Origin of the sequence: Olavius algarvensis spirochete endosymbiont (assembly GCA_900608495.1) — a bacterium.
GTDB lineage: Bacteria > Spirochaetota > Spirochaetia > DSM-2461 > DSM-2461 > UBA2779.
In genome coordinates this window covers 1-14,093 of record UWYT01000115.1, presented here as the reverse complement: position 1 = coordinate 14,093, position 14,093 = coordinate 1, and the positions used below count along the sequence as shown (strand labels likewise).

The window sequence follows — 14,093 nt, the reverse complement described above, 5'->3', positions numbered from 1 at the left end:
TCTATCGGCTTGCTCCACCAAGGCCGCTACCGGCGCCATAACGAAAACATCATCAAACTTTCCTGCCAATCCATTTCCTATCGATTGCCTGGCGGTATTGAGATAAATCAATTCAACGCCGTTTCTTGCCGCCTCCGCGCTGGAAAACAGATACTCCGCTCTCTTAAGACGGGCATCATCGATATCAGTTACCACTAGTCTGCGGGGTTTCACATCACCGTGGATAGCCAAATCGATAGCTCCAAGCCCCATGGGGCCGGCCCCTGCCAATATGGCCATAGAACCTCCGGATCTAATACCCATATTATGCTCATAAGTTCCCTGGGGAACATGATAGCTGGCCCTAAAAGCACCCACGATGCAGCTCATGGGTTCGGATAGACTGCCAAAATAGTACGCCTTTTGGTCATACCTCAGCAGGCAATCCATCTCCATCACTTCATCCGGAATAACAATGTAGGTGGCAGAACCGCCAATCCACTGATAGCTGTAGCCCGGAGCATCCAAGCTGCCCTTGTAATTTAACGCCGGTTGAATGGTGAACCTATCGCCCGGCTTGTATTTTCCCGCCCACTTTGAACCAACAGAAACAATTTCGCCGCAGAATTCATGCCCAATCATCACAGGACTTGTGGCAATGTTCTCCGGAACTCGCTTATGCTCCGCGCCCTGAATGGCAGCTTTGTAAGAACTCATACACAAGCTATCCGAAACAACGTGCGCGAGTATCTCATCTTCCCTCATCTCGGGAAGTTCGAAACTTTCAAGCCTAAGATCGCCCTTACCATACATTCGAACCGCTATTGTTCTCACAAGAACTCTCCTCATATCTCCGATTCTCTTCAGAATACTAGCCTAGCATCACCTGACCACCTGTAACGGGAACAGCCTGTCCAGTTTCGTACTGCTGTTCCACACAGTAGAGAATCGCCCTCAAAACGTCCTGACTCTCACAACCCCGGCCCATTGGCACCTTCTCCTCATAAAATTTCCTCACATCCTTCACATCCCCAGCCCCCGGAATCTTGCCTGTCTTCAAATACTGAACAAACAAACCCTTATCAGGATCCGACCACAAAGGACCATCGAAAAGATTACCCGGGCAGATAGCGTTCACCTTGATGCCATACTCAACTAGCTCCAGCGCGAAACTCTGCACCAGTCCGATACCACCGAATTTCCCTCCGGCATAAGCCGCATTCTTATTTGACCCCACAAGGCCGCTCTTTGAATTAATCTGAATTATATCTGAGCTATATCCCGGATTCGTTGCCCTCTGCCGCACTAGAATCGATGCCATGTGCTTAACGAGCAGAAAAAAAGCCGAATAGTTAATCCTTGTTACAAACTCGAAGTCAACGGCTGATTGCTCCAGTACGGACCCAGCTCGAAGAATCCCGGCATTACTGATTAGAATATCTATACCGCCAGCGGATAGAAGAACTCTTTCGGTCATCTTCCGAATCGATAGCTCACTTGAAACATCAACTCCAACAGCCTCGGCGCGGCGTGAACCGGAGGAATTCAGCTTATCAGCCTGCTCACGAGCACCCTCCAAATTGATATCTGCTATAATTACAAATGCGCCCTGCTCCACTAAACCCCGAGCTATTCCTGCGCCGAGTCCCTGCGCACCACCGGTAATCAGAACTACCTTGCCCTCAACCACGCCGCGTCGAACGCTTGCATCCCGCGCAAATAAGGGAAGCTCACCGAAAGGCATTCTCGCCGCACGCTCGGCCTCCTCCCAGTCGCGTCCCACATAGAAACTCCCCAGTCCCTTCACTCGCACAGCCATCGGCAGCCTGTCGCCAGGCCAGTCCAATCCTTTCTGTCCTATCTCACCGAACGGAAAATCTAATTCCGGGATATCCAACCGACTATCCTCTGCCGAATGCACTATAACGGGGCAGCCCAAAGCCGCCATATAAGCCCCTCGAAGCATCGGCGTCAACTCTAATCTATCCACAAACCTTCCTCACGAACAATATCGACAATCCTCTCGGGCCTCCTGGCATCTATGCGCCGCCCAATTCCAGCATAAATCTTGATGCGCTCCTTCAAAGTCATTGTCTTGAGTGGAGATTTCAAATCAAAAAGTCCGAAACCACCGTAGGAACTGAGATACTCATGTGCGATAAGGGCCCATGCGGAATCATTCAAGTGGCGAAAATCCTGCTGATGTAGTTCCGAACAGCGAAAACTCTGACGAGAGGAATTGACATCCACCCCACTTATTTCCATAAGATTCTTCTCGCGACACAATTCTCTTACTCTTCCAAGCTGTGCAATGCTGTTTCGGGGAGGCATATACGTCAGGGCTCTGAAACCTAGCCGTGGAAGCTCCTCAAACAGCTCATCCAGCCAGGAATCTTCAAAGGATTCCGTTTTCTTATCTCCGGTTGGAGATTCGCCGACATCCCCCAAATAGGGATAGCAGGCAATGGCCCCCAAGTCGTTAACCAGCTCACAAACCCGCCTCACCGGAAGACATTCCTCGGACGAAGGTTCCTGATAGAAGCTTGGCACAAGAACACTCTTGAAAACTCCCAGCAGATCGTAAAGTAAATGTTCGTTCTCCCCATCCGAAAGGCGCTCCTCCGCCAAGGTCGAGACGTTCAAACCCAAAGATAGTTTCAGTGCTGAAATTAGAGGGGCGCCGCGACCGAAACGGGCAACCATCTTTCGTGCAAGCGCATAGAGTATATGCCTTTCGGTAATGCTTCCGCCTTGATGATTCATCGAAATAGATTCAACATCAGCGGTGTAATCAAGCTGCATTAATCCGGCATTCATCAAAACTTCATTCAGGATGGCAACCTGTCTTTCCATGCGTGCGGCTCTAGCTCTCCGAATCGGCCTAAGAAAGGCATTGAATTTCGGTAGATTCCACCTTGGGATGCCATGACACACCATATAAAGGATATTCAGCGAGTCCGGGTTGTTTATCCGCCTACCTTCAAGTCTGGTACCAGTGGCCGAAACACGAAGCTCGCAGCCGCAGGTGATGGGCAAACCAATGAGGCGGGCTGCGTCCTGCATCTCTCGACAACCAGATATCGTTTCATGATCGATTATCCCCACCGCATCCAAACCCGTGAGCAAGGCGCCATAAACCACTTCCGCCGGGCTGTAAGGACTAAATGAGTAGCAGGTATGAATATGAATGCTTACTTCCCCCCTGCGCTCAGGAATAGGGCCGGTTGCTCTTCGAGTCTCCAGTTTCTTCCTCAGCGAATTCAGTCTGGTGGAGGCGTCCTTGCCTTCCAGCCTTAATTCAGCAAACTCGCCGATACTATTCATAAAAATCCATATCAGTGCCAATCGGTAGTCATACGGACGCTCACACTCCACTCTTATATCTTCGAAGCTGCTCATCATTGCCTTGGGCGGATTTTGGTGTATAACCCTCGAGCGGCAGAATACGCTCATGAATCAAGTCGATAATCCACTCCTTCTGGGGGAAGAATTCTTCCTCCAACTCGGCAGCAGGCGAAATCCAATTCCTTGCACCCAAAACCACCGGTGGGGCATCGAGATAGTCAAAGCACAGGGCGGTTAAATTGCTGGCCACGTTGTGAAGAAAGTTACCCCTCTCAACCGCATCCGAGCTTAGCAATACCCTGCCGGTTTTTCGAACCGATTCAACAAGCACATCGTAATTCAGAGGATTGACAAATCTCAAATCGATAAGTTCCGTACTCAAACCAAAACGTTCCTGCAACTCTTCTGCCGCCGAAACGGCGGTGTAAATCATGGCTCCCAGTGTGATAATGGTGATATCCTTCCCTTGACGCCGGATTGCGGGAACACCTTCGGGCGTTTCGTAATACCCCTTCGGTACACCACCTTTCTCGAACTGCTCACCGATACCATATAGCTTCTGACTCTCCAGGAACACCACCGGATCGGTTCCACTCAGGGCGAGATTCAGCATTCCTTTGGCATCGGTGGGTGTGGCTGGAAAGTACACCTTCAAACCCGGGATGTGGGCCAGTAGTGCTGTCCAATCCTGCGAATGCTGCGCGCCATACTTGGCCCCAATGGAAACCCTCAAGGTGAGGGGCATCTTCAGCATGCCGGCGCTCATACCCTGCCACTTGGCCATCTGATTGAAAACCTCATCACCCGCCCGTCCAAGGAAGTCACAATACATCAGTTCAACCACGGCCCTGCCGCCGCATAGCGCATAGCCAACACCACTTCCAACAATGGCCCCTTCGGAAATGGGCGAATTGAAAAGCCGGTGATAGGGGAGCGATTCTGTCAGGCCCCGATACACTGCAAAGGCGCCGCCCCAATCACGAACATCCTCGCCCCAGGCCGCCATTGTAGAATCTATCGAAAATCGATGGAGCAAAGCCTCAAAAAGGGCATCCCGAAATGTAAAAAGCCTGGTGGCACTCGGTTTCTTGCTGCCAGCAGCGGAACGAATTTTTCCGGTAAGGGAAAGCACTCGGGGATTGTCCTTCGCGGCGATGAGCAGCCGCGGGCTATGCTCCCCATCGCCGCTCTCCATCCTTTGCCTCGAAAACATAACATTTTCGATAGAACAACCTTCCAGTCGAGGCGAAATCTTCAATGAAGCCGATTTCTCCAGGGTGGCAAAAAGTTTTCTTCCCACCCGAGCACGCGTATCGCTTATCGTAACTTCGTCCAGAACCCCCCTATCCTTTAAATAGCTTTCATAGGCAAGGATGCAGTCTCCAGCCTGCCAAAGCCCCAGCTCCTCCCTGGAACGATAACTTGAAGAATCCGAGGGGCTGTGGCCTGAAATTCGGTAAGTGATAACATCCAGCAGCACCGGCCCCCTTCCTCCCAGCAGAATCTCTTTTTTACGCAATGTGGCCTCGGCAACCGCAAGAGGGTTATAGCCATCAACCCTTTCGGCGTGCATGGCATCCGGATTCCCCCCCGCCCCCACACGCGCCAATACTCCGAAACCCATGGTTTCACCTGCCGGCTGCCCACCCATCCCATAAAAGTTATTGAAAAAGTTGAACATCACCGGCGGTGCACCGCCAATGTCCCAAAGCAATTTATACTGATCCATCGATGCCATCATCATCGCCTCCCAAACCGGCCCACAACCCATGGATGCGTCTCCTATGTTGGCAATCACAATGCCGGGCTGCTGATTGATTCGCTTATACAGCGCGGCGCCCACCGCAATATCCGCACTGCCGCCAACTATCGCGTTGTTAGGCATCGAACCAAAGGGAGAAAAGAATGTATGCATTGAACCCCCGAGCCCCCGGTTAAAGCCAGTTTTGCGGGCAAATATCTCTGCCATCACTCCATAGAGAACATAGTCCACGCCAAGATCGCGCAGATCGCCGCTTGCATCCTTCTCCACAACCCTTAGAATCTCGCCGCCCATGTATCCGCGCATCAAGGCATCGATGGTACCTTCCTCCATCGTAAGTATCGCCCAGAGACATTTCGCCAGAACTTCTCCATGGGAACGGTGTGAACCGAAGATGTAATCTTCATGACTGAGCGCCATGGACTGCCCCACGGCCGCGGCCTCCTGGCCAACGGAAAGATGCGCCGCCCCCTGGTGATTGTATTCCAGGCCCCTATAAGCACCCGTTTTCTTAATGGAATCAAGAACCAGTTCGAACTGGCGGATCAGCAGCATATGGTAGTAAGCGGCCAGCAATTTCTCCCTTCCCCATTTCCTCTCTTCCTTGACAAAATCGCTCTTGTATTGATTTAGTGGAATATCCCTGAACTTTATATATCCGGCCTTGCGAACCTTCCCTGGGTCTATTACTTGGTTTATCGGCATTCACTTCTCTCCTAGTTCGCTGTTCCTCATTTCTAATAAAGCACTGCAATCATTTCAGGTTTCACAAGCAACCGCACCAGCCGCGCCAGGAAGTGCGCACCCGGCGTGCCGTCGACGGCCTGATGATCGATGGTTAAGGAAAGACCAATTCGTTTCTCGATGCCGATGCCTGCTTCGGTTTCAATTGGCGAATTGGTGATTGCTCCAATACCCAGAATTGCCACTTCAGGCGTGTTCAGCACTGGGGTGAAACTCTCAATCCCGAGCACACCAAGGTTTGTGACAGTGAATGTGCTTCCCACAAGCTCGTCCGGAGAAATATTGCCCTCTCTGCAGGCATCTGCAAGTCGCCTCGCCTCAGCCCTGAGCGAATACAAAGACCTTTCATTAGCTTTCCTTATTACTGGAGTCATCAAACCCTTTGGTGTGTCTACCGCGAAACCGAGATTGACATAGCTATATCTTCGTATCTCGCTTCCGTGAAACGTGGCATTCAATTCTGGATGATGAGGCAGGAGTCGGGAGACGCTGAACATCAGCAAGTGATTAATCGAAATATCCTGTCGTTCAGTCGGCACACTTTTGAAGGACTGGTGCCAGGCAAGAAGCGAGCCGGCGGGGGCAGAGCTATTCAGGGTAAGCTGTGCACTCTTGCTCAGCGATGAATGCATTCGTGTAGCTATGACTTTGCGCACGCCCCTTACGGGTATGATGGTGTACGGGAATTCGCTTTGGACGTCTTCCGGATGTTCTGTCGATTCCGAAACAGAGGAGCGAGATGAAGCAGTCCCATATTCTGGGGCCTGCGTTTTAGAGGCTGCTTGAGCGCTTGGCATAGGGAAGGTATCGGAGCTGGCCGACTTGGAGTCGACGCCGGGGCGAGGAAACCCCGCCAGAACTCGTTTCACGTCGCGTTCGATTATACGCCCTCCGGGACCGGTGCCGGGTATGACATCAAGAGCGGTGTCGTCGGTGGCAAAACCGGCGAGAGAACGCGGGCTGAGGCCAGCGCGCAAGGCAAGCCTCCAGGCTCGGGGAGAGATGCCTAAATGGGCGCTCTCCTCCTCTTGGCGACTCACTTCGGGTGACGCGCTGGACACGCTGAATGCATCGGGCGTACTGGAGGTGCTGGAAACCACTCGCCTGGTATTCACCGGTTCCTTGACATCCGCTTCCGGAGCGCCGGAGGTGAGCAAAGACGAAACATCTTCGCCCTCTTCACCAAGAACGGCAAAGCGACTTAACACTGGTATCTCATCGCCGACATCAAAAAGCCGAGCAAGCAGTATTCCCGCTTCCTCGGCTTCCACCTCCATCGTAGATTTATCAGTTTCCACTTCGCACAGCGCCTCACCTATATTCACCTGCTCACCCACTTCTTTGCGCCAAGCTACTATAATCACGGATTCCACTGTGTTGCCCAACTTGGGCATTACTATTTCGTGCACTGCAAGCCATTCCTTAGTCTATGCTCGTTTAAAATCCGACCTTCCACTATGTGGAGGTTTATACCCAAAGACTCAATTTTCTCCCGAACCTCTCGCGGTAAACCTGAGTCCATCACCAGATCGTCGATTTCTTCAAACGGAATTACTTGAGCAAATCCCACTTGGTTCCACTTGCTCGAATCAGCTAGCAACACTGTTCTATCCGAACGATTGTGCATCGTGCGCACCACCTCGGTTGCCTCCATCATGTTCGCTGTAAGCCCGTTCTCTAAGGAGAATCCATCGGTTCCGATGAAGGCTGTCTTAACGTGGAACCTTTTTAGATGATTCACGGTGGTCGGCCCTATCATGGACTCCGCCTCGGAACAGAAAACTCCGCCAACAAAGGTGAAGCATGCAGCCGGATTCCACCGTGAATACGGCAGGAGCAGAGTTGAGTTCGTCACCACTTTAATATTTCGTTTACCTAGTAGATATTTCCCAATCAGAGCCGTGGTGGTTCCCGCCTCTATCATAATTGAATCTTCATCCTTGATAAAGGTGGCCGCGGTTTTCGCTATAAGCGTTTTTAAATCGGGATTCTGTCTTTGACGCCTGAGGATTTCGGGATGGAGAGTCACTAGGGCGCCGCCTCGGGTGCGGATTAGATAGCCTTTCTCTGCCAATGTATCGTAGTCGCTTCGCACCGTAACCATCGATACATCGAGACGTGAACTCATCTGGGCCACCCCTATATGCGGATTTTCAATCAGCAAATCGAGTATTTTTCTTTCTCTCTCGTTTAGCAGCTGCAAGACTCACTCCCAGGCTCCACGCCAATCTTATCACTTTCACAGGCTTTTTATTAACTTTCGCAGCTTTTACTTTATACCTTCAAAACAACCTGTACAAGTACTCATTAAATGTTTCTAATCTGTTTCATTAGCTATGCCTGTCCTTTCGACACTACTTCACCGGCATTTCTCAATCTTCGAGCTCGAATCGAAATTTCAATAAGAGGGTACTCTGTACGAACCGACCATCGCTTATAGCCGGAACAAAAGAAAGATTTTCAAGAGAGGCGAGAACGGATTGTTCCAGTAAGGAATTGCTTCTGGGCGAAATGAATTTGAAGCTGGCAAGTGCACCGGCGGCATCAATATCCAGCTCGATTAAAACAATTCCCTCGATTCCTTGTCGCCTGGCGAATAGAGGGTAATTCGGTTTGGGAATGGAATGCGGCGCAGCAGGCAGGAATGAAGGGTTTGCCTGAGAAGCGGAAGAAGGAGTATCGGAACCAGGCAAAGACGCAGGAAATGCGGAATCGAGCTGCCTTGACGGAAACACAGACGCTGCGGTTGGAGCGGAAAGTGTCGGGGAAACCTGCGCGGAGGATGAAGCGGAAAATTCCGGAACGGAAGGGTTTGGAGAGGGATTTGACTCTGAACTTGTATTGGGAAAATGAGGGTTCGTCGGATTGGCGAATTTCTTAAATCCGGCGTCTGAGTCCAAGTTAGTCAGGCGGATTGTCAACGAAGATGAACCCTCTATCCTGGTGCTTCCAGGAAAGTCATCTGTCCAAAAAAACACAGCAAAAAATAGAATGCTGTGCAAGCCAAGAGACAGCGTTGTTGCAATCATCAGACTTCTTGATAACATCAGCGACATCAATAACGCCAGAGTGCACCGAAGCTAAATTCACGGCCCTCGATTGGATACCAGGATTCCTTATCCGAATATGATTGCCAATAAACCTCGGTTGGCGTGCGGTCATCAAGCAGATTAGCCACCTTGGCATAGATGCTTAGATTATCGACGGGACGCCAATCTATCCGCGCATCCCAACTCAACCTACCCTTCACCGCTTCTTTCCTGTTGTCGTTATCTCCACCCTTGTAATACCTGGAAGTGAATCTGGTGTCCGTGGAAATTGTAAGGGGTTCAATGGGAACGAGGGACACTCGACCATAGATGCTGTGTAGGGGAACCAGGGGAACCCGTTTGCCTGAATTATTATGGCGTGCAAAATCCAAGGCATATGAGCCACTTACACCCAGAACAGGGCCAGTTCTCGAAACGCTGAAAACGGCGCCCATGTGCTGAGTATCACCAATGTTCGCATTTTTCGAATCAGCCGAATTGAAGACAATCTCATCTCTCATTGCGATGAAGTAAGCCGCCATATCGGCCCTGTATATGTTTTTGGCATATCCCAAGGAACCAATTACGTGATGTCCGAATTCCGGCTTCAAATCGGTGTTGATGGATGATGGGCTAGAGAAGTAGGATACCTGTTCATCCAGCATGGGGTAGCGAAAAACCCGTCCATATCGTAGGCGTGCTGTCCAATGCTCTGTTGGCATCCAGACGCCGCCAAAATCGTAAACGAGGGGCATGTAACGAACATCTTTCCCTGCTCCGGCGATTTTGTATGCCGCGAACCGCATACCTGCATCGGCAACCCAGTGCTCACCAAGCATCGTCTTAAGTCGCAGCCGGAGCGCAAGATCGCGACGCTTAGCCGATTCTTTGGAATTTCGACTGAGTCTACCCTTCTCGCTGCAGGCGGCAACAGTGATTTCAGTCCAATTCACATCAATTCCCGCTATGGGGACCAGCATCACACGATCGTTGAGATAAATCTCAATATCCGTCTGAATACTTCCACGCACATCGTCCAGGATGCTGTCGATGAAAAAATTCCAGGTATCAGAGATTACATCGGCTTCGCTACTTAGATGACGCCAGGATATTGGGAAAGTGAGTGTCAGCGGACCAATCGAGGTTTCCAAGTTGAATTCGCTCATCCAAATGGTTTCCGATACCTGATCTTCCTTTTTATTTGCCTTATCCGGGTTGTTCCTGTATTCGTTCTCAGAAAGGGCGCCTGGGAGTTGATAAGAAGACTTAGCGAAGAATCCGTTCAAACCAAGGTCCAGATGCCGAAAATCCGCACCAAGCTTCAGCCCGGTGGATATAGTATCGAAATCGGATCTTTTTCGACTCGGATTCAAATCGATGCGGCAAAAACTTCCCTGCACAGAGAATACGTCCCCACCCCAGACAATTCTCAGCGATTCCCTGTTGGTGAGTCCGGTAGATAGATTAGTATATATGCTGGTTTCAAAACCCTCAGGCTTCCTGGTGATGATATTGACGGCGCCGGCTATGGCCTGATCGCCATATTGGCTTGAGAGTGGACCCTTAATCACCTCAATGTGCAGGATTTCATCCAACGAGAACAGCTGCCAGTTAACAGACGCCATATCCGCGCGATTGACGGGGCGCCCGTCAACCAAAACAAGGGTGCGAGCATAACCATTTTCCCCAAAACCGCTCATCGAAATGGAGCTCTTGCCGGGTGCGTTCGTTCTGATGCCGATATCAGGCAGAATTTTGAGTGCCTCGAGAACGCCATCGACACGGGTGAGGATTTCAGAAGGAATAATGCGAACATAGGAAGGGTCGCTCCGAGCATCCTCTTCAATTCTCGACGCGCTCACCACAATTTCCATATCTTCAGAGAAGGAGATGCCGGCGGCACTCAAAAACAGGATAAGACTCACCAACCCTCCCGGTGATGGAAGGTGGGCCATTCGAGCGGATACACCGGCAAATAAAACGCCTGGGATGGGAAAACGGAACATGTGTGCCTCCACAGCAATTAACCACGAAGGAATATCCTGGCTTGTGGCACAAAGCTGGTCGCCTTCCCTTTCGGTGGCACTCAACCAGCCCATCGCCTGATACAGTTGGCAGAGGACAGCCGCGGAATCTAACCGCGTTCCTCCCTCGTCGGTGACGCTATGCTATCCCAAAAAGAGGCGAGGAAGCAAGCGGATACACAGCCCTGATCAGCGAAAATACGATAAGCTCGAACTCTATTGAAATTCTCAAAATATGCGGCTCTTCACACCGGCATTCCCGAAGGCGAGAAACTAAGCCGGCTCATATTCGAGAATGGTAAGTTGTCGTTCAATGCCTCAAGAACTGCAATACCGCTGTTTCATCTTAAAACAAGAAGAGTTTCTTCCAGAAAGAAAGGCACCCTATAGCCGTTTCCAAACAGAAGGAGTTCCTCATATTAGATTGTGAGGTGCGATTCTGATAGCTTATTGACACGAAATGACGTGGGAAGTCGCTGTTGCATCCTATATGCGATTAAATACTATGGAAAAACTCAGAGTTCTTCAGTGCATGGAGACGAAATACCTGGGTTGTTTGGTTCGCAGTCAATCTGGATAAGAAGCTACTTAGCCTACGAATAGTATATCCAGTATCCCGGCTCTGGCTCTCAATCCGGCAATGTCTATGTGGGGAGATGCATTCAACCACCGTATCCGAAAGTTAGAGTCGCCCTGCAGGGGCTTCGGAAAATCGTGGCGACGCCCCCCCAGCCAAGCAAGCGTTAGCGTTCATCTACGAGCCCGGAGATTCCCATCCAGTCTTACCTGTCGCTTAAGCGACAGGTAAATGCAGACTTATCTTTGCTCCTCCAAGCATCTCCGAACTTCCGGCTACAATGTTGCCGCCATGCATCCTGGCAATCTCGCGGCAAATCGCAAGTCCAAGGCCGGTACCACCGGAATTCCTGCTTCGGGATTTATCTACCCGGAAGTAGCGTTCGAATACCCTTTCCAGATTTTCCACCACGATTCCAGGCCCATCGTCTTCCACATGCAGCTCAATAGAGTCCTCAGCTACCTGCATGGAAAAAAGTATCCGCGACTTGGCGTAGCGGAGGGCATTGGATAGGAGATTCGCAAGCAATCCGCGTATTTTCCCTCTATCGGCAGAGATTTCTGATTGACCTCCGAAGAATCTGGGCTCAATTGCTATATCAAGCCGGCGGATGCTCGGTTCGGCAGCCTCAATTACCTCGCGAATTAGAGCTTCCAGATCAAATACTTCTCGTTTCATCGCCGATTCGGAAGATTCAAGTTCAAATAGAATCCTTAACTCATCAACTAGCGCGGCCAGGCGCTTCGATTCGGTCGACAAGGCCCTCAGGCCATCAGCATCCAGAGGATACACTCCCTCCTCCATCATCTCGATGCGAGCTTGGATGAGACTGATTGGAGTGCGGAGTTCATGTGCCGAATCGGCTATGAGTCTACGGCGTTGAGCGGCAGCATGCTCCAATGAGGTAATCATATTATTGAAACCGCGCGTGAGATCTCCCAACTCATCTTTTCTCTTACTAAGCACTCTGGCATTCAGGTTCCCGCTCTCTACTTCCCCGGCAGCCTGGTTCAAATCCCTAATAGGCTTAACTATGTTTTCGGTAATGATTAGACCGAGAATCATGGCAAAAATAAAAATTGAAAGCGCCGCGAACCATGAAATCACACCTGCCCTCTGTAAAACCAAAAGTTCTGCCGGACGCTGAAGGCCTGGAATCATTCGACCCATGTAGAGATAGCCAATTTTGATATTATCATCATCGTACACGGGAACTCGTTTTGGGTTATCAGGCGTGAGCTTCTTATGGCCATAATCAGCACCGTCATATAACACCCTACCCGAAAGATCCGTAATCACAATATGGGAATCAGTCCAGCCCTCCATCATTTGTATTTCTATCCCGTCTTCGGTATACGGCGACATGTGGTGATGCATTCCACGCTCAGCGGCTCCCCTGGCATCGGTCGTCCACTCCCCAAGCTCCTTCGAAAACCACTGGGCGCGCATGAAATCCCGCTCGAAGGCAAAATTGTCATAACGAGTGCGAGTAAGGCGATTGCCCGTTCCCACTGCCGCCGATAGTGCGAGCAACACCACCAACGCAAAAGAACCGAGTATCTTTCCCTTAAGTGAAAACCTCATACATCCTCATCTCGGTATTTCGAGTCGATAGCCTATTCCCCGCACCGTTTGAATAAAGCCGGGTTGTCCTCCCACCGCCACTATTGATTTACGAATATTCTTGATGTGTACATCAATCGTGCGCTCATACGCTTCCCATGCGTGAACTTGAAAAAAATCCATTATTTCAGCACGTGAGAAAACCCTCCCGGGTTGCCGCATGAAACCATACAATATATCGAACTGGACAGTGGTTAAATCCAAGGCACGACCCGAAAAACTCGCGCGGCGACATCTAGTATCCAATTCCAGATTCAAAATCTTTAAGCTATTTTGTTTATGTTCCTCAGTGTCAACTCTGCGCATAACAGATCGAATTCGTGCCGCCAGCTCCTTCAAACTAAAGGGCTTAGTAATATAATCGTCAGCACCGAGTTCCAGCCCAATTAGTTTATCGGATTCCTCGGCCATCGCGGTAATAAAAATTACTGGTGTGTGCGATTTTGCTCGGATTCGTCGTATTACATCCAGTCCATCAAGTCCGGGAATCATGATATCCAACAGCACGAAGTCCACGTTCCTCTCATAGAATAATTCCAGGGCATCGGGCCCATTTTGGACGCTAATCGTCTGCCAGCCAATCGACACTAAGTAATCACTGATAATCCGATTTAAGCCTTCCTCATCCTCAACAATCAGAATAGTCACTCTTCTCAAAGAACCTCCCGAACTAGCTGCGATCGCCCCTCGGTCGACCGCAGCAAGTGCTGCCGGTCGACCGAGAGGGGCAGTCAATGGAGACGAAAAGAATATTACCTCTCCTCGTCGAAATAATCCCAGCCGGGTTCACCCCAGGGACCATATCCCCAAGGACCATGCCCCCAAAAGGACCTATCCCTAGTGATCATGCCCCCAAGGACCCTATCCTAGTGATCGTGATCATCATGCCCCCAAAGACCATATCCCCAAGGACCATGCCCCATATGACCATATCCCCTAGGACCATACCCCCTACGACCATATCCCCTAGGACCATACCCCATAGGACCATATCCCCTAGGACCATACCC

At 50.5% G+C, this 14,093-nt stretch carries 10 protein-coding genes and 1 riboswitch; all 10 genes read right to left on the bottom strand.

Translation table 11 applies throughout. The features are described from left to right. A partial coding sequence (locus tag S1OALGB6SA_RS03345; RefSeq protein ID WP_195910268.1) for an alcohol dehydrogenase catalytic domain-containing protein occupies positions 1–813 on the bottom strand: 813 nt, incomplete at its 3' end. Between the two features lie 37 nt (positions 814–850). Further along, positions 851–1,969 carry an SDR family NAD(P)-dependent oxidoreductase gene (locus tag S1OALGB6SA_RS03340; protein WP_230204390.1) on the bottom strand — a complete coding sequence of 373 codons (1,119 nt, stop codon included), beginning with the start codon at positions 1,967–1,969 and terminating at the stop codon, positions 851–853. Beyond that, positions 1,957–3,303 (bottom strand): PHP domain-containing protein, encoded by a 1,347-nt coding sequence (locus S1OALGB6SA_RS03335; RefSeq protein ID WP_124032556.1) that lies wholly within the window; start codon positions 3,301–3,303, stop codon positions 1,957–1,959. The genes S1OALGB6SA_RS03340 and S1OALGB6SA_RS03335 overlap by 13 nt, the downstream gene beginning before the upstream one ends. A 40-nt stretch (positions 3,304–3,343) precedes the next feature. Beyond that, positions 3,344–5,791 (bottom strand): alpha-ketoacid dehydrogenase subunit alpha/beta, encoded by a 2,448-nt coding sequence (locus S1OALGB6SA_RS03330; RefSeq protein WP_124032555.1) that lies wholly within the window; start codon positions 5,789–5,791, stop codon positions 3,344–3,346. Between the two features lie 32 nt (positions 5,792–5,823). Next, complete coding sequence (locus tag S1OALGB6SA_RS03325; protein ID WP_148084011.1) at positions 5,824–7,239, bottom strand: dihydrolipoamide acetyltransferase family protein; 1,416 nt, start codon at positions 7,237–7,239, stop codon at positions 5,824–5,826. Continuing rightward, the gene (locus tag S1OALGB6SA_RS03320; protein WP_124032553.1) at positions 7,227–8,033 is read right to left on the bottom strand and encodes a DeoR/GlpR family DNA-binding transcription regulator; all 807 of its coding nucleotides are present in this window, start codon (positions 8,031–8,033) and stop codon (positions 7,227–7,229) included. Before S1OALGB6SA_RS03320 ends, S1OALGB6SA_RS03325 begins: the two co-directional genes overlap by 13 nt. 169 nt (positions 8,034–8,202) lie before the next feature. Continuing rightward, positions 8,203–8,886, bottom strand: coding sequence for an energy transducer TonB (locus S1OALGB6SA_RS03315; RefSeq protein ID WP_124032552.1), 684 nt, complete (start codon positions 8,884–8,886; stop codon positions 8,203–8,205). Continuing rightward, entirely contained in the window at positions 8,886–10,865 is a 1,980-nt protein-coding gene (locus S1OALGB6SA_RS03310; protein ID WP_124032551.1) for a TonB-dependent receptor, read from the bottom strand. The genes S1OALGB6SA_RS03315 and S1OALGB6SA_RS03310 overlap by 1 nt, the downstream gene beginning before the upstream one ends. 11 nt (positions 10,866–10,876) lie before the next feature. After that, positions 10,877–11,041: riboswitch (cobalamin riboswitch) on the bottom strand. 635 nt (positions 11,042–11,676) lie between these two features. Continuing rightward, positions 11,677–13,044, bottom strand: a complete 1,368-nt coding sequence (locus tag S1OALGB6SA_RS03305) for a sensor histidine kinase (RefSeq protein ID WP_124032550.1) — start codon at positions 13,042–13,044, stop codon at positions 11,677–11,679. Positions 13,045–13,050: 6 nt separating this feature from the next. Continuing rightward, positions 13,051–13,731 carry a response regulator transcription factor gene (locus S1OALGB6SA_RS03300; RefSeq protein ID WP_230204391.1) on the bottom strand — a complete coding sequence of 227 codons (681 nt, stop codon included), beginning with the start codon at positions 13,729–13,731 and terminating at the stop codon, positions 13,051–13,053. Between the last annotated feature and the right edge of the window lie 362 nt (positions 13,732–14,093).

What these genes read in the sequence shown, in the direction of transcription:
- S1OALGB6SA_RS03305 (WP_124032550.1), bottom strand. Translation starts at nt 13,044, where the DNA reads ATGAGGTTTTCACTTAAGGGAAAGATACTCGGTTCTTTTGCGTTGGTG.
- S1OALGB6SA_RS03315 (WP_124032552.1), bottom strand. Translation starts at nt 8,886, where the DNA reads ATGTCGCTGATGTTATCAAGAAGTCTGATGATTGCAACAACGCTGTCT.
- S1OALGB6SA_RS03310 (WP_124032551.1), bottom strand. Translation starts at nt 10,865, where the DNA reads ATGTTCCGTTTTCCCATCCCAGGCGTTTTATTTGCCGGTGTATCCGCT.
- S1OALGB6SA_RS03335 (WP_124032556.1), bottom strand. Translation starts at nt 3,303, where the DNA reads ATGAATAGTATCGGCGAGTTTGCTGAATTAAGGCTGGAAGGCAAGGAC.
- S1OALGB6SA_RS03330 (WP_124032555.1), bottom strand. Translation starts at nt 5,791, where the DNA reads ATGCCGATAAACCAAGTAATAGACCCAGGGAAGGTTCGCAAGGCCGGA.